Source organism: Streptomyces sp. NPDC018693 (assembly GCF_044391385.1).
Taxonomy (GTDB): Bacteria; Actinomycetota; Actinomycetes; order Streptomycetales; family Streptomycetaceae; genus Streptomyces.
Genome location: NZ_JBIRZZ010000001.1, coordinates 146,830 through 165,958, shown reverse-complemented (window position 1 = coordinate 165,958; position 19,129 = coordinate 146,830). Strand labels below are relative to the sequence as shown.

Here is a 19,129-nt window from a genome sequence, read left to right as displayed (position 1 = left end):
GGGATGGGATGAGCCCCCGCTGCCTTCAGCGGGGGCTCACCTGTGTCAGAGCTTCTCCACCGGCGCGTACCGCAGCAGCAGCCGCTTCGGCTTGGCGTCGCCGAAGTCGATCGTCGCCTCCGCGTTCCCGCCCGTGCCCTTCACCGCGACGACCGTGCCCAGGCCGAACTGGTCATGGGTGACGCGGTCGCCGACGGCCAGGGCGACCACCGGCTTCTCGCCGGTGCGGCGCGTGGCGAAGCCGGACGCGCCCGACGCCGAGGAGCGGGAGCGCGACGACGACAGCGAGGCCGCCACGCCCGCGGTCGGCGGCGCCAGGGTGGCACCGGTGCGCTTCCAGTCCACATGCGTGGGCGGGATCTCCTCCAGGAATCGGGAGGGCGGGTTGTACGACGGCTGCCCCCAGGCGCTGCGCACCGCCGAACGGGTGAGGTACAGCCGCTCACGCGCACGCGTGATGCCGACGTAGGCCAGGCGGCGTTCCTCCTCCAGCTCCTTGGTCTGACCGAGGGCGCGCATGTGCGGGAAGACGCCGTCCTCCATGCCGGTGAGGAAGACCACCGGGAACTCCAGGCCCTTGGCGGTGTGCAGAGTCATCAGGGTGATGACACCGGAGCCGTCCTCGTCCTCGTCGGGGATCTGGTCGGAGTCGGCGACCAGGGCGACCTGTTCCAGGAAGTCGGCCAGCGTGCTCTGCTCACCCTCCCCGCGCTCCTGCTCGAACTCCAGGGCCACGGCGGCCAGCTCCTGGAGGTTCTCGATGCGGGTCTCGTCCTGCGGGTCGGTGGACGCCTGCAGCTCGGCGAGGTAGCCGGTGCGCTCCAGCACGGCCTCGAGAACCGTCGCCGGGCCGGCGCCCGACTCGACGACCGTGCGCAGCTCCTCCATGAGCGCGTTGAACCGCTTGACCGCGTTGGTGGACCGCGCGGCCATGCCGTACGCCTCGTCGACGCGCTTGAGTGCCTGCGGGAAGCTGATCTTCTCGCGCTGGCTCAGTGCGTCGATCATCGCTTCGGCGCGCTCGCCGATGCCGCGCTTGGGCACGTTGAGGATGCGGCGCAGCGGGACGGAGTCCTCCGGGTTGGCGAGCACCCGCAGGTAGGCCAGGACGTCCCGGACCTCCTTGCGCTCGTAGAAGCGGACGCCACCGACGACCTTGTAGGGCAGACCGACGCGGATGAAGACCTCTTCGAAGACACGGGACTGGGCGTTGGTGCGGTAGAAGACGGCGACGTCGCCGGCCTTCGTCTCGCCCGCGTCGACCAGGCGGTCTATCTCGTCGGCGACGAACTGCGCCTCGTCGTGCTCGGTGTCGGCGACATAGCCGGTGATGCGCGCGCCCGCGCCCGCGTTGGTCCACAGGTTCTTGGGGCGGCGGGACTCGTTGCGCTCGATGACCGCGTTGGCGGCGGAGAGGATCGTCTGGGTGGAGCGGTAGTTCTGCTCCAGCAGGATCGTCGTCGCGTCCGGGTAGTCCTCCTCGAACTGGAGGATGTTGCGGATGGTCGCGCCGCGGAAGGCGTAGATCGACTGGTCGGCGTCGCCCACGACGCACAGCTCGGCGGGCGGGACGTCGTACTCGCTGGGGGGTACGTCGACGGGGTGCTCGCTGGTGCCGACGAGTTCGCGCACGAGCGCGTACTGGGCGTGGTTGGTGTCCTGGTACTCGTCGACCAGGACGTGCCGGAATCGGCGGCGGTAGTGCTCGGCGACGTCCGGGAAGGCGCGCAGCAGGTTGACCGTCGTCATGATCAGGTCGTCGAAGTCGAGCGCGTTGGCCTCGCGGAGGCGGGACTGGTACAGCGCGTACGCCTGGGCGAGGGTCTTCTCGAAGCCGTCGGACGCCTGGGCGGCGAAGTCCTCCTCGTCGATCAGTTCGTTCTTCAGGTTGCTGATCTTGGCGCTGAAGGACTTGGGCGGGAAGCGCTTGGGGTCGAGGTCCAGGTCGCGGCAGACCAGGGCCATCAGGCGCTTGGAGTCGGTGGCGTCGTAGATCGAGAACGACGAGGTGAAGCCGAGCTTCTTGCTCTCGCGGCGCAGGATGCGCACGCACGCGCTGTGGAACGTCATGACCCACATCGCGTTCGCACGCGGGCCGACGAGCTGCTCGACGCGCTCCTTCATCTCACCCGCGGCCTTGTTGGTGAAGGTGATCGCGAGGATCTGGCCGGGGTGCACATTCCGGTCGGCGAGCAGATGGGCGATGCGGTGGGTGAGCACACGGGTCTTGCCCGAGCCGGCGCCGGCGACGATGAGCAGTGGGGTGCCGGAGTGCACGACGGCGGCGCGCTGGTTCTCGTTGAGCCCCTCGACCAGGGCGGCGGCGTCCAGGGCGGGGCGCGGGGCGCCGTCGCGATAGTAGGCGTCCCGGTCCGGGGGCACGTCGAACTTCCCGCCGAACAGATCGTCCGGAATCGGCTCCGGAGCGTGATCGTCCTCGGGCGGCGGCGGGGGCTCCTCCCCGTGCCCGCGGGGGGCCTGGAGGTCCGCCAGGAAGCTGTCGTCAAAGAGGCTGCTCATCGCTCTCCGAGTCTAGGGCTCCCCACTGACAACCGGCCGCCGTCCCGGGAACATCCCGGGATCCGGGCGAGGATCCGTGGGTGAGGCTCCTCACCTCACCCTGAGGGGCACCGCTGTCACCGTCCGGAGCCGCCCGAAAAAGGTCACGGAAATGTATCGGGCATATCACCCATCAACCTTCACAGGGGCCACACGAGTTGGCTACCGTGCCGGGCAGGCCGTACGACACCCACCGGCGAACGTCGCCGGGCCGCGCGGCCTCCGCCGAGTCCGGCGCGCCCCCTCGCGGCAGCCGGAGCCGGGGACCCACCGACCTTGGGGTGAATCGGCACGACTCCCCTGCGGGGACGAGCCGTAGGGCAACCCTTCCGAACCATCCGCCCGAACCCGACAGCTAACTCGGTAGGCGGAACATGGAAGGAGTCGCCTCCCTTGGCGTCGCAGCACCGCAAGCCGCGCTTCGGCGGCACGCGCGTGGCCGGGATACGCACCCCCGCCCTCGCCACCGCCGCTCTGACCTCCGTGGCCCTGCTCTCCCAGACGGCGAACGCCGCACCCTCCGACGACGACAGGCCCAGCCTGGAGGAGGTCGAGAAGAAGGTCGACGATCTCTACCGCCAGGCGGAGTCGGCGACAGAGAAGTACAACGCCGCCAAGGAGAAGACGGCCAAGCAGCGCAAGCAGGTCGACAGCCTCCTGGACGACGTCGCCCAGCGCACCCAGCGGCTCAACCAGGCGCGGGAGAAGCTGGGGTCCTTCGCCGCCGCCCAGTACCGCACCGGCGCCGTCGTGCCCGACACGGCGACCTTCCTGCTCGCGGAGTCCGCACAGGACTACTTCGACACGGCGCAGCTGATGAGCCGTCTGACCGACCGCCAGAAGAGCGCGGTCGACGACTACTTCACCGAGCAGTCGGAGACGATGAAGAAGCGCCAGGAGGCCACCCAGAGCCTCCAGGCCCTCACCGAGACCCAGAACGAGCTCAAGACCGCCAAAGCCACCGTCCAGAAGAAGCTCAGCGACGCGCGCGTGCTGCTGGCGGAGTTGACGGCGGAGGAGAAGGCCCGGCTGGCCGAGATCGAGCGCCAGAAGCAGGAGGAGGCCGCCCGCAAGGCCGCCGAGCTGGCCAAGCGGCAGGCGGAGGAACAGGCGGCCCGCGAGGCGGCGGCCCAGGAAGCGGCCCAGCAGGAGAGCAGCACATCGACCTCCTCAGGCTCTACCTCTACCTCTACCTCTACCTCTGCCTCGGACTCCACCTCCACCGGCTCCACGTCCACCGACTCCTCGTACGCCACCAAGGCCGAGAAGGCCCTCGCCTTCGCCCGCGCCCAGATCGGCAAGCCGTACGTCTGGGGAGCCACCGGCCCCGACTCCTACGACTGCTCCGGCCTCACCCAGGCCGCCTGGAAGGCCGCCGGCGTCACCCTGCCCCGCACCACCTGGGACCAGGTCAACGCCGGCACCACGGTCTCCCTCTCCAACGCCCAGCCCGGTGACCTCGTCTTCTTCTACGACGACATCAGCCACGTCGGCCTCTACATCGGCAACGGCATGATGATCCACGCCCCCAAGCCGGGCGCGTACGTCCGCGAGGAGTCGATCTACTACGACGGCGAGTCATCGATCCACAGCGTCGTCCGCCCGGCGTAACCGGGCACGCACGTACGCGCGCGTGCGGTGGCTTGTGCGCCGCACGCGCGCGGATCAGCTGCGGCGGTACGGGCGCGGCCCGGTCAGGTCCACAGCACGGCGATGAAGATGTTCGCCGTGGTCAGTAGCCCGACCAGGCCGAACAACCGCTTGTCCACCTTCTCCTCGTCGCGCTGGACGTACACCAGCCCGAGGATCACGATCAGCAGCGCCAGCTTCACGCCGATCTTGACGTTGTTGACGTGTCCGTATTCCGACTGGTTGAGGCCGACCAGGACAACGCCGGTGATCAGCATGGTGGCCGCGCCGTGCAGCATCGCGGGGACGAAGCGGGCGGTGCCCTCGCCCATCGCCTTCATCTGGGTGAGGAAGCCGCCGAGGAGCGCGCCGATGCCGATGATGTGCAGGCCGACGAAGAGATGGATGAGTACGTCCATGAGGCCGGATGCTAATCAGCCGGGTGGGTCTCCTCCGACACCGGCCCACCCTTGTGTGAGCCCGCACATAGGCACCCCCTAGCAGCCCGCCGTTCCCAGCAGCCCCGCATTCCCCGCTTCGGTCAGCGCGTCGCGCCAAGTCGTCACCCTCGACACGCCACCGTGATCACATGCGGCCACGGTGCGGTCCACTCATGTCATTTCCACACATCGCGTTACCAAGCCGACATCACCGGGCCTAGCGTCCTGCCCCAGGTGACCGGCTCCCCACCGCCGCCCGGGCCAGGGGCGGCAGCCGGACGCCACCGCCGAGGGTCCGGCGGCGCCCCACTCCCCCCGTGCGGGGCGTCGCCGGACACATCGACACTCCTCGTACCGAGGCGGTCGTACGAAAGGACGTGCAGTCCCACGTGGCAGCGCACCGCAAGTCCCGACAGCGCTCGCTCAGCGGCAATACGGCCCGTACCGCGGCGACCTTCGCCCTCGCGGGCGCGGCGACCGCGACCGCCTTCGACGGCACCGGGCACGCCGCGCCGGCCCCGACCCCCGCGCAGGTCAAGGCCAAGGTGGACCAGCTGTACCAGGAGGCGGAGGCCGCCACCGAGAAGTACAACGGCGCCAAGGAGAAGGCACAGCAGGCCGAGCAGCGCCTCAAGACACTGCGGGACGAGGCGGCGCGCAAGGAGCATCGGCTCAACTCGGCTCGGGAGGCGCTGGGTTCCATGGCGGCGGCGCAGTACCGCGCCGGCGGGCTCGACCCGGCCATGCAGCTGGCGCTCTCCGACAACCCCGACCGCTACCTCGACGGCGCCGCCTTCGCCGAACGCGCCAACGACCGGCAGTCCGCCGCCGTCGCCCGCGTACGCGAGGAGCTGCGGGAGATCGAGCAGTTGCGCGGCGCCGCCCGTATCGAGCTGGACTCGCTCCGGTCGCGCCAGACGGAGCTGCGGCAGCAGAAGGAGACGATCACCGGCAAGCTGGACACCGCCCGACAGCTGCTGTCCCGGCTGACCGCCGAGGAACAGGCCCGGATCGCGGGCGGCAGCGGCGCCGACGGCCGCGCCTCACGGGACTCGTCGAGCGGGCCGCGCGACAGCCTGCGGGCCCCCGCAGCGGCCACCACGCAGGCCCCCAACTCCCGTACGGCGGCGGCCATCGCATACGCCCAGTCCAAGATCGGCAGCCCCTATGTCTGGGGCGCGACCGGCCCGAACGCCTTCGACTGCTCCGGACTCATCCAGGCCGCCTACCGCTCCGCCGGAATCTCCCTGCCCCGCACCACCTACGCCCAGATCGACGCCGGCCGCCGCGTCTCCCGCTCCGAACTCCTCCCCGGTGACCTGGTGTTCTTCTACTCCGGCATCAGCCATGTGGGCCTCTACATCGGCAACGGCATGATGATCCACGCCCCGAACCCCTCCTCCTCTGTCCGCGTGGCTCCGCTCGACGAGATGCCGTTCGCCGGGGCGACACGGGTGGTGTGAACCGGCAGGCCCCCCTCAAGTGCCGCTGTGGCGGGGTCCGTTCGGGTGGCGGCCGGAGCCCGCGGCGGCCCACCCGAGGCGGCGGCCATGGCACGATCATGGTCCGGTGGCACGGTAGCGTCACGACCGTCCCGCCCCGTCCCACCGCGCCCCCGCCCCGCGAGAGAGTCCCGATGCCGAGCTCCACGCTGCCGCCGCCCCCTCCCCCGCCGCACTTCCGCGTGTGGCCGGACCGGGCCGCGCTGCTCGCCGACCGGGCCTGGGTGCTGGAGGAGCTGCGCCGCCGGAGCCTCGGCGTGCACCGGGTGTTCCTGCTGTGGCTGCTGGCCCTCGCCGCGATCATCGGCTGGGCTCTGCTGGTGCTGCCGCTCCAGCAGTTCGAGGAGAGGGACCCGACGGGCCTCCTCCTCGGCCCGCTCTTCGCGCTGCTCGGCCTCGCCGCGCTCACCCCGTCCGTCGTCGCCGTCACACGCGCCATCCGCCGCGACCACCAGACGCGTCGGCTCCTCGACGCCTGGCTCGCCCTGGACCGCCACCCGCAGACCGACGCCCGCCTCCGCTCCCCCGGCCTCAGCCTCTTCTGGCTGCTGTCCTCCTTCACCCTCGGCGCGATCGGCCTCTGGGCGGCCTTCACCTCCGCCGGCACGGCCCCCGACCGCACGACCTACGCCCGCGCCGCCCTCGGCATGGGCATCGGCACCATCCTGTGGCTGACCGGCCTGATCGGCGCGATCAACGCGGTACGGCACTACCGCTGGGCGCTGCGTGCCCTGGGCGCCGCGCCGGTCAGACCAGGCGCCGGGCCGTCGCCCAGCGGGTCAGCTCATGACGGTTGGACAGCTGGAGCTTGCGCAGCACCGCCGACACATGGGACTCGACCGTCTTCACCGAGATGAACAGCTGCTTGGCGATCTCCTTGTACGCATAGCCGCGGGCGATGAGGCGCAGTACCTCACGCTCCCGCTGGGTGAGCCGGTCGAGGTCCTCGTCGACCGGCGGGGCGTCGGTGGAGGCGAAGGCGTCCAGCACGAACCCGGCCAGCCGCGGCGAGAAGACGGCGTCGCCCTCCTGCACCCGGAAGATGGAGTCGATGAGATCCGAGCCCGTGATCGTCTTCGTCACATAGCCCCGCGCACCGCCCCGGATCACCCCGATCACATCCTCCGCCGCGTCCGACACGGACAGCGCCAGGAACCGCACGGGCCGCTCGGTGTCGGCCATCAAGGTGGCGCACCGGCGCAGCACTTCGACCCCGCCGCCGCCCGGCAGATGGACGTCGAGGAGAACCACCTCGGGCCGGGTCGCGGTGATGACCGTGACCGCCTGGTCGACGTCGGCGGCCTCACCGACGACCTCGACACCGGTCTGCTCGGTCTGGCCGATCTCGGCCTGTACGCCCGTGCGGAACATACGGTGGTCGTCGACGAGGACCACGCGCACATGGCGCGCGCCCGCACCGCCGGTCGTCTCCGCGGGCTCCGCGTTCGTCTCGGTCGGATCGCTCATCAGGTCTTCTCCGCCCTCTCCATCTCCAGCTCGACCTCCGTGCCGCCATCGGGCACCGCCCGCAGCCGCGCCGTACCGCCGTTGCGCTCCATGCGGCCGATGATCGATTCTCTGACACCCATGCGGTCGGCGGGTATCGCATCGAGGTCGAAGCCGGGGCCGCGGTCGCGGACGGACACGAAGACCGTCTTCCCCTCGACTTCGGCGAAGACCTGTACGGCGCCGCCCTCGCCACCGTACTTCGCGGCGTTCACCATCGCTTCGCGCGCGGCCTGCATCTGCGCGCCGATCCTCTCGTCGAGCGGGCAGTCGCCCACCACGACGACCTCGATCGGCACGCCGTGCTTGTCCTCCACCTCAGCGGCGTTGCACCGGACCGCGTCGGCGAGGGTGTCCGGCTCGTCGGACTCGTCCTTGCCGGTGCCCTCCGGCTTGTACAGCCAGGTGCGCAGGTCGCGCTCCTGGGCCCGGGCGAGACGGCGGACCTCACCCGCGTTCTCCGCGTTGCGCTGGATCAGGGTGAGGGTGTGCAGCACCGAGTCATGGACATGGGCCGCGACCTCCGCCCGCTCCTGGGCACGGATACGCATCAGGCGCTCCTCCGACAGGTCCTGGGTCATCCGGACGAGATACGGCCCGGCCAGGAGCGTTATCCCGACGAGGACCGCGAGGGCCGCCTGGAGGACCGAGCCGAGGTGGGCGGCGGAGCCCTGCAGCACGAAGATGCCGACGACACCGGCAGTGACCAGCAGGACCCCGCCCACCGTACGCAGCAGAGTGAGGGTGCGCCGGCGGCGGCCGGCCTCGATCCAGCGGGCGCGGCGGGCGTTGTCCGCCTGCCGCCACACCAGCGCGACGCCCGCGCCGACGAGAACGGCCGGGAGCAGGTATGCCTTGGCTCCGCCGCCCAGATCGACGTTGCCCACGAAGACCATGGCCACGACGACCATGAGGAGCAGGGCGACGATCTGGCCCTTGTCCGGTCTGCGGGCGACGAGTCTGCGGCGGCCGTCGGGTGAGACCTCCGTGCCGACGAGGGACGGCGGCTTCTGTGCCTCCACGCCGCCGACACCGAGCGGGACGAAGAACCAGAACGCCGCATACAGCAGGGCGCCGAGGCCGTCCGCCATGAACAGGCCGACGAAGACCAGCCGCACCCAGATCACGGGCAGCCCGAGATGCCCGGCGAGCCCCCGCGCCACACCACCCAGCCAGCGTCCGTCGCTGCTGCGGTAGAGCTTGCGCGGCGGCCGCGGTTCGACGAGTGGCGCTGCTGCGGCTTCCGGCATGCCAACGATGGTCACACGGCGGGCCGGGCCGGGGCATCAGGGTTGGCCCCCGAGACGCCCCTGATCTCCCCGGGCCCCGCGCCTCGAACGCCTCCCCGGCCGGGCCTCAGGGCCGATATCAGGGTCCGACCAGGGTCGTTCCGACTGCCGCCGCGGCGGCTCACCCGCCACCATGGACGCATGGCAGACCACCAGCACGCCGCGGACGCCGCGCCCGACGGGGGCACCGCGCCCGACGCGGCCACCCCGTCCACCGCGCACGCCGCCGGCGCCGCGGGTGAGAAACCGCGCGCGCACGAGCGGGCGGGCGCACGCACGGAGAAAGGTGCGCCGGAGGGGTCGGGAGCACGGGTGGAGAACGGTGTGTCCGAGGGGCCTGCCGGGTGTGGGGAGAAGAGCGTGTCCGAGGAGTCCGGCGGACACGGAGAGAGGGGTACGTCCGAAGGGGCGGGCCGGGGCGGAGAGGTTGGCGTGACCGAGGAGACAGTGACTGACGGGGTGAACGCGGGGGCGGGGGCCGCCGCGGCGGCCGATTCCGGTACCGGTGCGGCCAGTGCCGTCGACGGGGGCGACCGCGGCGATGGCGGCGGCGATGCGCCGCGCAGGTTCCGGCGGGAGCCGGAGCACAAGATGCTCGCCGGAGTGTGCGCGGGACTGGGCCGGCAGTGCGACATGGATCCGGTGATCTTCCGGATCACCCTGGCCGTGCTCTCGGCGACCGGCGGCATCGGCCTCATCTTCTACGGCTTCGTCTGGCTCTTCGTGCCGTACTCCGGCGACGAGGAGAACGAGGTGCGCAAGCTCCTCACCGGCCGCGTCGACGGTCAGGCCCTGGCGGCGGTGCTGTTCGCGCTGGTCGGCTGCGGGGTGTTCCTGTCGATGATGAGCAACGGCGGGGTGCTGACCTTCGCCGTCGTCCTCTCCCTCCTCCTCGCCGGCGCCGGCTACTGGTCGCAGCGGCGCGGCGCCCCTGAGCCCGACCCCTCCCCCAGCGCCCGGCAGCGTCCCGGCCGGGCGAACCCGATAGCCGCGCAGGCCGCCGCCGACGCCCCGCCGGAGGCCAAGGCGCCGCCGGTGCCCGCGGCCTACCCCTCCTGGTGGCGCGACCCCATCGTCAAGGACGGTACGCATGTGGGCGGCACCGGCTATCTGTGGGGACCGCGCGACTCCCGGGACCGGGACATCGCGGCGGCGGTCGACCTCGGCCTCGACTCGTCGTACGGCCACGGCCCGCCGTACGGCCACGGGCGTCAGGGCGAGGACATGCGGGTCCCGCGCCCCCGGCCCCCGAGACCGCGCGGCCCTCGCTGGATCGGCGGCTGGCTGTTCCTGCTGGCGCTGCTGGCGTGCGCCCTCACCACCCAGCTGACCTGGGACGATCGTCCGCTCGGCGAGAGCCTTCAGACGGGGCTGTCGGTCGCGCTGATCGTGCTCGGGGTAGGGATCGCGGTGAGCTCGTTCCTCGGGCGCACGGGAGCCGGGTCGGTGTTCCTGGCGGTCGTCACAGCCACCCTGCTCGCCGCTTCCACCGCGCTGCCCGAGGACATCGACACCCGCTGGATGGAGCGGACATGGCGTCCGGCGGCGGTGACGGACATCCAGAGGTCGTACGACCTCGGCACCGGCGACGGGACGCTGGATCTGTCCCGCGTGAAGCTCGGGCAGGGGCAGTCGGTGTCCACCGAGGCGGACGTGGGGCTGGGCCGACTGCGGGTGATCGTGCCGGCGGACGTGACGGTGAGGCTGAACATCGAGGTGGGATTGGGCGACATCCAGTTGCCGGGTGACGACGACAAGGACGTGGACGTGAAGCCGGGCAGACAGAAGACGGTGACCCTGCCGCCCGCCTCGGGCGGCAAGGGCACCGGGACCCTGGACCTGGACCTCCAGGTCGGGGCCGGACAGGTGGAGGTGACCCGTGCTGCGTCATGAGTTCCGGCCCGGCAGGCTGGTCGCCGGCGCGTTCTTCGCCCTCGGGGGGATCGTCTACGCGGGGGACGCGGGCGGGCTGTGGGAGACACAGTGGTTCGCGATCATCCCGATCGTCATGGCCGGCCTGTCCCTCGCGGCCGCGACCGCCCTCCTGGCCCGCAGCATACGCAGACGCAGACCGTCCCCGAAGACCGAGCGGGAGTGAGTCCTGTTGCCAGGACTCACGCTCAGCCGAGCGCCCCGAACGGTGTTGGGCGTTCTGGTCCCACCACAGCCGGAAAACCCCCACCGGAAGGAGGTGTGAGGCGGCAGGCGGACGGCCCGGCGCCCGGTGTCAATGGGCCGCCGCTGGCCCGGACCGCTCAGGGCCTGGCACCGGACTGCCCGGCCGCCGGCGCAACCAGCCCGCTGTCCAGCCGCAGCCGGTCTCGCTCAGCCCCGGCGTCTCGTGCGCCACACCGCGTCCAGTGAAAGGACGGGTGCTCCCGCGAGGATGAGAGGGATCCAGGCCATCAGGTAAGGGAGGTCGTTGCCGTAGTAGTAGGGATCGGAGGCCCAGCTGACGGTCAGCCAGAGGCTGAGGGAGATGAGGGCGCCGCCGAGGGCGGCCAGGCGGGTGAGGAGGCCGAGGAGGGTGCCGATGCCGACGGCGAGTTCGCCGCAGGCGATGGCGTAGCCGAAGCCGACGGGGCTCTTCAGGGCGAGGTCGACCAGTGCGGGGATGGCCGCGGAGTCGCGGACGGCACTCATGGTCTCGCCGATGGACCCGGCGCCGGAGTCCTTCATGAAGACGCTGTCGGTGAGCTTGTCGAGGCCGGCGTAGATGAAGGTGATGCCGAGGAAGACGCGGAGCGGGAGGAGGGCGAAGCGGGTGGCGTTGTCGCGCCAGTCGCGAGGGCCGTTGGGAGGGGGAAGCTGGGTGTCCGTACGCATGCTGTGAGTCATCACCCGCGACCGCCTCTCACCCAACCTGTTGAATCCCTCAACTAACCATACGTACGAAGGGAGTGATGTGTTCAAGAGGCGGGACCGACGATCATTCAGATCGCGTCGATCGATCCGTCACGTCGATCAGTCCGTCACGTCGATCGGGTAGCGGTTCGTCTCCACGCCGGCCGCGGTGACGACCTGGACGTCGACCCGTCCGGGTTCCACGTCGGCGGGGACCGGCACGGTGAGGACCGCGTCGGTGGGGTTGCTGAAGCCGCCGGTGACCGGGACCAGCGGGACGTGGACATGGACCGTGCCGATGCGGACGACCATGCGGGAGAGGCGGTCGGCGCTCTGGGCGCCGGGCGGGACGAAGCCCGCGCCGCGGATCTCGATGTCGTCGCCGGTGCGGATGGGTGCGTCGAGGTCGCCCGCCTCCCGGGAGCGGACGACGGAGAGGATGACGGGACGGCCGCCCTCCGCGTACTTGCCGGCGAGGTAGGTCGCCGCCGAGACCAGCACCACCACGGCCAGCCCCCAGGGCAGGTCGGGCAGTTGGTCGGGGCGGCGGGCCAGGCGGACGGCGGCGAAGGCGAGGGCGACGGCGCTGATCACGACGTACTGGATGTCGGCGAAGGTGCCGCGGCCGGAGTCGTCGGTCAGCAGGTCGGCGGCCCGGGGCCGGTCGGCGCGCACCTTCTGCAGGCGCTGGGAGAGGACCCGCAGCCCGACCACCCTGCGCACCAGGACGGCGATCCCGCACACCACCGCGAGGACGGTCACCACGCCCGCCCCGCGGGCGAGGTCGAGACCGGCGATGAGCGCGTCGCGTTCGGCGTGGCCGGAGGCGGCGGCGAGACGGCCGACCAGGACCAGCACGGCGTAGGCGACGAGCAGCACCCACGCGGCGGCGACCGCGCGGGAGGTGGACAGGCGGTTGTCCTCGCCGATGACGGGGGCGAGCGCTCCGCCGCGGGTGCGGTGGAGCCAGGAGGCCGTGGTGAGGGCGCCGGCCGTCAGCAGGGCGGCGAGCAGTCCGGCGGTGCGGGCCGCCGTCCAGCCCGTGCCGATCGCGGTGAGGGCCTGGACGAGGAGAAGGACGACGACGGCCGCCCACACCGTGCAGGCGGTGCGGAGCCAGAGGCGGGCCAGCCATGCCTCGCCCTCGGCGCGGCCGCGTTGGGCGACGAGTTCGGCGGACTGGGTGAGTTCCTCCGAGACCCACTGCCGGGAGGCGGAGGCGGAGTGCGCCACGGCAGCCGGCAGGCCCTGTCCGGCCGCGAACTCGTCGCGTCTGAGCAGGAACGCGGCCACCGCGCGGCGGTGTCCCTCGCGTGCCCCGTGCGGGCAGTCCCCGCAGGTGCAGCCACCCGCGTGCGCGTCCGTGTACGCGCCCTGTCTCGCCTCCTGCACCGCCACGTGCGACGCCTGCCTTCCCAACGAGCCCAACAAGCCCAACGAGCCCAGCGACCCAGAACCGATGGCGGCCTTCCGAGGATCCGGCCACCGCCTGCAACACCGGTGCGACGAGAGCGAATTGTGCCCTACCGGACACCTGTGGCGCCCGTCAGGTCCGACTGTCAGACACCTCGTGGGAGTGAAGCCCGGAGCGCCGTGTTGACCCGGCTGCGAGAATCTCCGTATGGCCGAGATCATCCAGCGTGACGGGACCTGGGCCTTCGACGGTACGACGGTCAGGATCACGCCGGGACTCCACCGCTCCGTGCCGCTGTTCCGGCAGACGTACGGGGAGATCACCGTGCCGCTGGAGGCCATCTCCGGCGTCGTCCACGAGCCCGAACGCAAGCGCGGGCGGGTGCGGGTGCGGATGCGGCTGCGGGAGGGGGCCGACCCCCTGCTGCAGGCGACGGGCGGGCGGTTGCCGGACGCGGCGGATCCGTACCGGCTGCTGGTGGACGCCGACCGGTCGGGGGTCGCGGAGTACGTCGTGGACGAGATCCGGCAGGCGCTGCTGCTCGACGAGGTCCCCAAGGAGCCGACGACGGCCTATCTGCTGCCGGGCCCGCCGGTGCCGGTCTCGGTCCGTTCCTCCGACGGCACGGTCTCCTTCGACGGCACGCGGGTGCGGATCGACTGGGCGGACAGCGCGGACCGGGTGAAACGGGCGACCGGGCCGCGGATCATCGGCGTCGACGACCTGGTGCAGGTCGAGTGGCTGCCCAACTCCGGCCAGGAGGACGGCTTTCTGCGGTTCGTGACGCGGGAGACGGTGTTCTCCAAGCTGCCGCCGGACAAGGACCCGTACGCCCTGGACCTGTGGGGCAGCGTGCGCCGCGATCTGCTCACCGCGCTGGTCGCTGCCGCGGTGACCGCCCGGCTGCCGCATCCCTCGACGAACCCGGGCGGCGGCCGCGCCGACCGGCCCCCACCCGCGGTCGCCGGACCCCAGGCGTGGGCCACCGGCCATCACGACGTACTGCTGCGCCGACTGCGGGAGTTGGGTGAGCTGCACCGGGAAGGGGTGCTGACGGACGAGGAGTTCGCGATGACGAAAGCGATCGTCCTACGGGGCTTTTGACGCTTGACGCGGTCAGCTCAGCAGGTCCGGTTCGCTTCTGCTGATGTCCTGCCACAGGGGCTGGTAGTTGATCCACGCCACCAGGTCGCCGCCGAGCTGCTCGCGGGTGGCCACCGCCTGCCGGTGGTCGATCAGCACCGGTCGTCCGGCTGCCCGCGCGGTCAGCTGCACCTGGCTGGAGCGTTCCATCGACAGGAACCACCAGGCGGCCGCGTCCACCGAGTCGCCGACCGTCAGCAGCCCGTGGTTGCGCAGCACGAGCGCCTTGCGGGAGCCCAGCGCGGCCGCGATGCGCCGGCCCTCCTCGGCGTCGACGGTGACGCCGGAGTAGGCGTCGTAGAGCGCCATGTCCTCGTAGAAGGCGCAGCTCTCCTGGGTGATGGGGTCCAGCAGTTCACCGAGGGCGGCCAGGGCGCGGCCGTGGACGGAGTGGCAGTGGGCGACGGCGACGACGTCGGGCCGGGCGGCGTGCACCTGGGCGTGCACGGTGAAGGCGGCCTGGTTGACGTGGTAGCGGCCCTCGACGACCTGGCCGTCGGCGTTGGCCAGCACCAGGTCGCTCACCGTGACGTGCTTGAAGGGCATCCCGAACGGATTCACCCAGAAGCAGTCGCTGTACTCGGGGTCGCGGGCGGTGATGTGTCCGGAGACGCCGTCCTCGAAGCCGTACCGGCCGAAGATCCGTACGGCGCCCGCGAGCCGTTCCTTGCGGTGCCGGCGCTCGTCCTCGACCGAGTCGTGCATCGGCGGCATCGCGAACTGCAGCCGGTCGGTGGGCAGCGGGGCAGGCGGCGTGGGCCCGGGCATCGGTCCTCCAGCGCTGGGGGGTGTACGGGCGGAAGTTACCGCCGGGCCGTGCATGAGGACAGGCAGTTGCGTGAAGATGACGTGTGCAACCCTCGCCGGGGCTCGCCGGTCTGGTGTGCGGAAGCAGAAGTTCAGCGTCACTTTCCAGCCAGGAGCCCCCGTGAGCCTCGCGGACCGCCGCGTCACCGCCCTCATGCGCCAGATCGCCACCCAGGACGTCATCGAGATCGTCCCCGACGACGGACAGATGCAGACCATCAGCGCCCTCGTGTACATAGCCGAGGCTTACGGCTTCCGGTACGCGGACGTCGCGCGGGTCGGCAAGGACAAGACCCTGCACGTGTATCTGGTCCGCGACACCGACCCCCGGGCGCAGCAGCGCGCGGCGGCCAACGCGGCCGCGTTTCCCCAGGCGGGCGGAGGCGGCCCCGTGCCGGGCATGTACCAGGGTTCGCTGACTCCCGTCCCCGAGGCGCAGCACGACATCGACCTGATCACCACGCTCATCACGTACGACTCTCTCGGCGCGATGAGCCGCAGGGAGCTGCGCGTCATGGCCGGGGGCTGCGCTGGCCTGTTCCTGCTCCTGGCCCTGCTGACCGGCAAGTACGCGGTCATGCTTCCGCTCGCCGTGCTGATCCCGGCGTTCCTGCTGGGCGCCCTCCGCGTCAACACGGCCCGGCGCGCGAAGCTGGCGCAGCGGCTGACGGCCGCCGGATGCGCTCCGGTCCGGGACGAGCAGGGCCGGGAGCGCTACGTACGGCCGGTGATGCACGGGGTCTGATACCGGGACGGGAAATCCGGACAGAGGGTGTCGGGTATGGGGGTCACACTCGTCGTATGACCTCTGGAACCGTCGGCTGGGCCGCCTTCTCGGCCACCGAGCCCGAACTCGCGAAGATCGTCGAGGAGCGTTTCGGTGCCTTCACTCATCATGTCCTCGCCACTCTCCGCAAGGACGGCTCGCCCCGTACGACCGGACTTGAGGTGCGCTTCCTCGGCGGGGAGCTGTGGCTCGGGATGATGCCGGACTCGGTGAAGGTGCTCGATCTGCGGCGGGATCCCCGTTTCGCGCTTCAGGCGAACCCGGGTGAGGGGACCGGGATGGGCGGCGGGGACGTGCGGATCAGCGGCCGGGCGGTCGAGGTGACGGACCCGGCCGAGAAGCGGGCGTACAGCGAAGAGGTGGAACCGCCGGAGCCGTTCCACCTCTTCCGCACCGAGCTGACGGAGGTCGTGCGGACCTACGTCGAGGACGACAAGTACCTCGTCGTGCAGGTGTGGACGCCTGGTGAGCCGGTGCGCCTGATCAAGCGCACCTAGGGATTACTCCCACTCGATCGTGCCCGGGGGCTTGCTGGTCACATCGAGGACGACTCGGTTGACGTCCCGGACCTCGTTCGTGATGCGGGTCGAGATCCTCGCGAGGACGTCGTACGGCAGGCGTGACCAGTCGGCGGTCATGGCGTCCTCGGAGGAGACGGGACGCAGGACGATCGGGTGGCCGTAGGTGCGGCCGTCGCCCTGGACGCCCACGCTGCGGACGTCCGCGAGCAGGACCACCGGGCACTGCCAGATCTCGCGGTCGAGGCCGGCCGCCGTCAGCTCCTCGCGGGCGATGGCGTCGGCCTCGCGGAGCAGGTCGAGGCGGTCCTTGGTGACCTCACCGACGATACGGATGCCGAGGCCGGGGCCGGGGAACGGCTGGCGCTGGACGATCTCCTCCGGCAGGCCCAGCTCCTGGCCGACCATGCGGACCTCGTCCTTGAACAGCTTGCACAGCGGCTCGATGAGCTTGAACTCGAGGTCCTCCGGCAGACCGCCCACGTTGTGGTGGGACTTGATGTTGGCCGTGCCGGTGCCGCCGCCGGACTCGACCACGTCCGGGTAGAGGGTGCCCTGGACCAGGAACTCCACGGCCGGGCCCTCGTCCGCGATGATCTCGGCCTGCGCCTGCTCGAAGACGCGGATGAACTCGCGGCCGATGATCTTCCGCTTCTCCTCGGGGTCCGAGACCCCGGCGAGCGCCTTGAGGAAGCGCTCCTCGGCGTCCACGACCTTCAGCTGGACGCCGGTCGCGGCGACGAAGTCCTTCTCGACCTGCTCGGTCTCGCCCTTGCGCATCAGGCCGTGGTCGACGTAGACGCAGGTCAGCTGGGAGCCGATGGCCTTCTGGACGAGGGCGGCGGCCACGGCGGAGTCCACGCCGCCGGAGAGCCCGCAGATGGCGCGCTTGTCGCCGACCTGCTCGCGGATCGCGGCGACCTGTTCCTCGATGACGTTGCCGGTCGTCCAGGTCGGCTTCAGGCCGGCGCCACGGTAGAGGAAGTGCTCCAGGACCTGCTGGCCGTGCGTGGAGTGCATGACCTCGGGGTGGTACTGGACGCCGTAGAGCCGCTTGTCGTCGTTCTCGAAGGCGGCGACCGGGACGACGTCCGTGGAGGCCGTGACGGAGAAGCCCTCGGGGGCGGCGGAGCAGGCGTCGCCGTGCGACATCCAGACGGCCTGCTCGGCGGGGGTGCCCTCGAAGAGAGTGGAGGACGACTTCGAGACGTGCAGGTCCGTACGGCCGTACTCGCGGGCGCCGGTGTTGTCGACGGTGCCGCCGAGGGTCTGGGCCATCAGCTGGAAGCCGTAGCACATGCCGAAGACGGGGACGCCGGACTCGAAGAGCTCGCGGTCCAGACGGGGGGCGCCCTCCTCGTACACGGACGAGGGGCCGCCGGAGAGGATGATCGCCGCCGGGTTCTTGGCGAGCATCTCCGCGACCGGCATGGTGCTCGGGACGATCTCGCTGTAGACCCGGGCCTCGCGGACTCGACGGGCGATGAGCTGGGCGTACTGCGCGCCGAAGTCGACGACCAGGACGGTGTCGGGGGCGGCGGCAGCGGGAGTCGCTGGTGACACGGGAGCCTTCCGGCGGTGGGGCGGGGTCTCTGTGCTGGCCAATTCTACCGGGGGTGCCGTCGGGCCCGGTCCCCGCCGCTGGGGGCTCTGCCCCCAGCCCCCGGCCTATGCCGACCCTCCACCCGTTTCCAGTGGGCGAGAAAGGTGCCCGGCCGCTTCCAGCGGGTGAACAGGTGCCCCTCGACCACCCCATCGGCCATGGCATACTGGCCCCATGCTCACGCACTCGACCTTCCTCTTTACCTATGGCATCCGGCCCGCCGGCTGCCATGGTCGTGCTGCTTGAGCGAATCGCCAAGCGACTTCCCAGGCGCCCCGGGCCGACAAGGCCCGGGGCGTCTGGCGTTTTCCGGGTCCTGTCGCTCCGGGGGGCCGCCCACCACCTGCCCACTACCTGTACAGGAGCCCCCGATGACGACCACCGCGACGGAGAAGACCGGCGCTCGCACCCCTGAGGCCGCGGATGTGATCAGTGGTGCGCGTGAGCGCATCGACGCGCTCGACGACCGGATCATCGGGCTGATCCAGGAGCGGATGGCCGTGTCCGCCGTGATCCAGGAGGCCCGGATCACCTCCGGCGGCCGGCGCGTGAACCTCTCCCGGGAGATGGAGGTCCTCGACCACTACCGCGAGGCGCTGGGCAAGCCCGGCACCGCCCTCGCGATGACGCTGCTGGAACTGTGCCGCGGTCGCATCTGAGTTCGGGCCGCCTCTCACCCGTACGGCCCGTGACCGCCCCCGGACGGCTTCGTTGGTACCGGTGTCCGTGCCAGCCAGGCGCGGGCCCGGAAGAACCACGCGTGGCTCGCTGGAGCGTGAGACGTACGGATCGTGCCGTGCGTCGTGGGACCTCGCTCCAGGGAAGTGACCGGACGGCAGGGGACAGCAGCCCGGTCACCCAAGAGAACGGTCGGCCTCGGGGACGCTCGGGGCCGGCCGGCGGACATTGCAGAAATGCACGAAAGCTGGGTCAAACGGTTGCGGGCACCGGGTTCATCCAGCACGATGCGTACACATATCGGTCCCACCGCGGTCCATGTCAGCGGCGCAACCCCCCGGCGCCGCTCCCCCCAGGCACCGGCGCTGCCCTGACGCCGGTGCTGACGAGAAGGAAGGGCCCCGCGGATC

At 71.2% G+C, this 19,129-nt stretch carries 17 protein-coding genes and 1 riboswitch; of the genes, 9 read left to right on the top strand and 8 right to left on the bottom strand.

Translation table 11 applies throughout. The features are described from left to right. Positions 1 to 45: 45 nt before the first annotated feature. The gene (pcrA, locus tag ACH5AC_RS00820) at positions 46 to 2,520 is read right to left on the bottom strand and encodes a DNA helicase PcrA (protein WP_398859353.1); all 2,475 of its coding nucleotides are present in this window, start codon (positions 2,518 to 2,520) and stop codon (positions 46 to 48) included. A gap of 252 nt (positions 2,521 to 2,772) precedes the next feature. Then, a riboswitch (cyclic di-AMP (ydaO/yuaA leader) is annotated at positions 2,773 to 2,944 on the top strand. Positions 2,945 to 2,952: 8 nt separating this feature from the next. Here pcrA and ACH5AC_RS00815 point away from each other — a divergent pair. Continuing rightward, positions 2,953 to 4,170 (top strand): NlpC/P60 family protein, encoded by a 1,218-nt coding sequence (locus ACH5AC_RS00815; RefSeq protein WP_398859351.1) that lies wholly within the window; start codon positions 2,953 to 2,955, stop codon positions 4,168 to 4,170. An 83-nt stretch (positions 4,171 to 4,253) separates the two neighbouring features. Here the strand turns inward: ACH5AC_RS00815 and ACH5AC_RS00810 are convergent, their stop codons facing one another. Then, entirely contained in the window at positions 4,254 to 4,607 is a 354-nt protein-coding gene (locus ACH5AC_RS00810; RefSeq protein WP_398859350.1) for a hypothetical protein, read from the bottom strand. 410 nt (positions 4,608 to 5,017) lie between these two features. Between ACH5AC_RS00810 and ACH5AC_RS00805 the strand changes: the two genes are divergently transcribed. Both ACH5AC_RS00805 and ACH5AC_RS00800 read left to right on the top strand, forming a co-directional pair. Beyond that, positions 5,018 to 6,091, top strand: coding sequence for an NlpC/P60 family protein (locus ACH5AC_RS00805; RefSeq protein ID WP_398859349.1), 1,074 nt, complete (start codon positions 5,018 to 5,020; stop codon positions 6,089 to 6,091). Positions 6,092 to 6,264: 173 nt separating this feature from the next. After that, positions 6,265 to 6,987 (top strand): hypothetical protein, encoded by a 723-nt coding sequence (locus ACH5AC_RS00800; RefSeq protein ID WP_398859348.1) that lies wholly within the window; start codon positions 6,265 to 6,267, stop codon positions 6,985 to 6,987. Here ACH5AC_RS00800 and ACH5AC_RS00795 read toward each other — a convergent pair. After that, the gene (locus ACH5AC_RS00795) at positions 6,878 to 7,597 is read right to left on the bottom strand and encodes a LuxR C-terminal-related transcriptional regulator (RefSeq protein WP_398859346.1); all 720 of its coding nucleotides are present in this window, start codon (positions 7,595 to 7,597) and stop codon (positions 6,878 to 6,880) included. The genes ACH5AC_RS00800 and ACH5AC_RS00795 overlap by 110 nt on opposite strands. Then, positions 7,597 to 8,886: a PspC domain-containing protein gene (locus ACH5AC_RS00790; RefSeq protein WP_398859345.1), complete on the bottom strand. Its 1,290-nt coding sequence runs from the start codon at positions 8,884 to 8,886 to the stop codon at positions 7,597 to 7,599. The genes ACH5AC_RS00795 and ACH5AC_RS00790 overlap by 1 nt, the downstream gene beginning before the upstream one ends. A gap of 180 nt (positions 8,887 to 9,066) precedes the next feature. On the opposite strand from ACH5AC_RS00790, the gene ACH5AC_RS00785 reads away from it, so the two are divergent. Both ACH5AC_RS00785 and ACH5AC_RS00780 read left to right on the top strand, forming a co-directional pair. Further along, complete coding sequence (locus ACH5AC_RS00785) at positions 9,067 to 10,818, top strand: PspC domain-containing protein (RefSeq protein WP_398859343.1); 1,752 nt, start codon at positions 9,067 to 9,069, stop codon at positions 10,816 to 10,818. Further along, on the top strand, positions 10,805 to 11,023 hold the full coding sequence (locus ACH5AC_RS00780) for a hypothetical protein (protein ID WP_398859342.1): 219 nt from the start codon (positions 10,805 to 10,807) through the stop codon (positions 11,021 to 11,023). The genes ACH5AC_RS00785 and ACH5AC_RS00780 overlap by 14 nt, the downstream gene beginning before the upstream one ends. Before the next feature lie 227 nt (positions 11,024 to 11,250). On the opposite strand, the gene ACH5AC_RS00775 is transcribed toward ACH5AC_RS00780, so the two are convergent. Continuing rightward, positions 11,251 to 11,763, bottom strand: coding sequence for a DoxX family membrane protein (locus ACH5AC_RS00775; RefSeq protein WP_398859341.1), 513 nt, complete (start codon positions 11,761 to 11,763; stop codon positions 11,251 to 11,253). Between the two features lie 126 nt (positions 11,764 to 11,889). Continuing rightward, on the bottom strand, positions 11,890 to 13,167 hold the full coding sequence (locus ACH5AC_RS00770) for a hypothetical protein (RefSeq protein WP_398859340.1): 1,278 nt from the start codon (positions 13,165 to 13,167) through the stop codon (positions 11,890 to 11,892). A 223-nt stretch (positions 13,168 to 13,390) separates the two neighbouring features. Between ACH5AC_RS00770 and ACH5AC_RS00765 the strand changes: the two genes are divergently transcribed. Further along, on the top strand, positions 13,391 to 14,287 hold the full coding sequence (locus ACH5AC_RS00765) for a DUF4429 domain-containing protein (protein WP_398859339.1): 897 nt from the start codon (positions 13,391 to 13,393) through the stop codon (positions 14,285 to 14,287). A 12-nt stretch (positions 14,288 to 14,299) separates the two neighbouring features. On the opposite strand, the gene ACH5AC_RS00760 is transcribed toward ACH5AC_RS00765, so the two are convergent. Next, positions 14,300 to 15,094, bottom strand: coding sequence for a class II aldolase/adducin family protein (locus tag ACH5AC_RS00760; protein ID WP_398859338.1), 795 nt, complete (start codon positions 15,092 to 15,094; stop codon positions 14,300 to 14,302). Positions 15,095 to 15,254: 160 nt separating this feature from the next. Here ACH5AC_RS00760 and ACH5AC_RS00755 point away from each other — a divergent pair, with 160 nt between their 5' ends. Further along, positions 15,255 to 15,878 carry a hypothetical protein gene (locus ACH5AC_RS00755; RefSeq protein WP_398859337.1) on the top strand — a complete coding sequence of 208 codons (624 nt, stop codon included), beginning with the start codon at positions 15,255 to 15,257 and terminating at the stop codon, positions 15,876 to 15,878. Between the two features lie 56 nt (positions 15,879 to 15,934). Beyond that, the gene (locus ACH5AC_RS00750; RefSeq protein ID WP_398859336.1) at positions 15,935 to 16,417 is read left to right on the top strand and encodes a pyridoxamine 5'-phosphate oxidase family protein; all 483 of its coding nucleotides are present in this window, start codon (positions 15,935 to 15,937) and stop codon (positions 16,415 to 16,417) included. Positions 16,418 to 16,420: 3 nt separating this feature from the next. Here the strand turns inward: ACH5AC_RS00750 and guaA are convergent, their stop codons facing one another. Next, positions 16,421 to 18,001, bottom strand: coding sequence for a glutamine-hydrolyzing GMP synthase (guaA, locus tag ACH5AC_RS00745; protein ID WP_398859335.1), 1,581 nt, complete (start codon positions 17,999 to 18,001; stop codon positions 16,421 to 16,423). A 411-nt stretch (positions 18,002 to 18,412) separates the two neighbouring features. Here guaA and ACH5AC_RS00740 point away from each other — a divergent pair, with 411 nt between their 5' ends. Continuing rightward, complete coding sequence (locus ACH5AC_RS00740; RefSeq protein ID WP_398859333.1) at positions 18,413 to 18,700, top strand: chorismate mutase; 288 nt, start codon at positions 18,413 to 18,415, stop codon at positions 18,698 to 18,700. The last annotated feature ends 429 nt before the right edge of the window (positions 18,701 to 19,129 follow it).

Coding starts and splice junctions, on each gene's coding strand:
- ACH5AC_RS00790 (WP_398859345.1), bottom strand. CDS start 8,886: ATGCCGGAAGCCGCAGCAGCGCCACTCGTCGAACCGCGGCCGCCGCGC.
- ACH5AC_RS00750 (WP_398859336.1), top strand. CDS start 15,935: ATGACCTCTGGAACCGTCGGCTGGGCCGCCTTCTCGGCCACCGAGCCC.
- ACH5AC_RS00775 (WP_398859341.1), bottom strand. CDS start 11,763: ATGACTCACAGCATGCGTACGGACACCCAGCTTCCCCCTCCCAACGGC.
- ACH5AC_RS00810 (WP_398859350.1), bottom strand. CDS start 4,607: ATGGACGTACTCATCCATCTCTTCGTCGGCCTGCACATCATCGGCATC.
- pcrA (WP_398859353.1), bottom strand. CDS start 2,520: ATGAGCAGCCTCTTTGACGACAGCTTCCTGGCGGACCTCCAGGCCCCC.
- ACH5AC_RS00765 (WP_398859339.1), top strand. CDS start 13,391: ATGGCCGAGATCATCCAGCGTGACGGGACCTGGGCCTTCGACGGTACG.
- ACH5AC_RS00785 (WP_398859343.1), top strand. CDS start 9,067: ATGGCAGACCACCAGCACGCCGCGGACGCCGCGCCCGACGGGGGCACC.
- ACH5AC_RS00740 (WP_398859333.1), top strand. CDS start 18,413: ATGACGACCACCGCGACGGAGAAGACCGGCGCTCGCACCCCTGAGGCC.
- ACH5AC_RS00760 (WP_398859338.1), bottom strand. CDS start 15,094: ATGCCCGGGCCCACGCCGCCTGCCCCGCTGCCCACCGACCGGCTGCAG.
- ACH5AC_RS00795 (WP_398859346.1), bottom strand. CDS start 7,597: ATGAGCGATCCGACCGAGACGAACGCGGAGCCCGCGGAGACGACCGGC.
- ACH5AC_RS00800 (WP_398859348.1), top strand. CDS start 6,265: ATGCCGAGCTCCACGCTGCCGCCGCCCCCTCCCCCGCCGCACTTCCGC.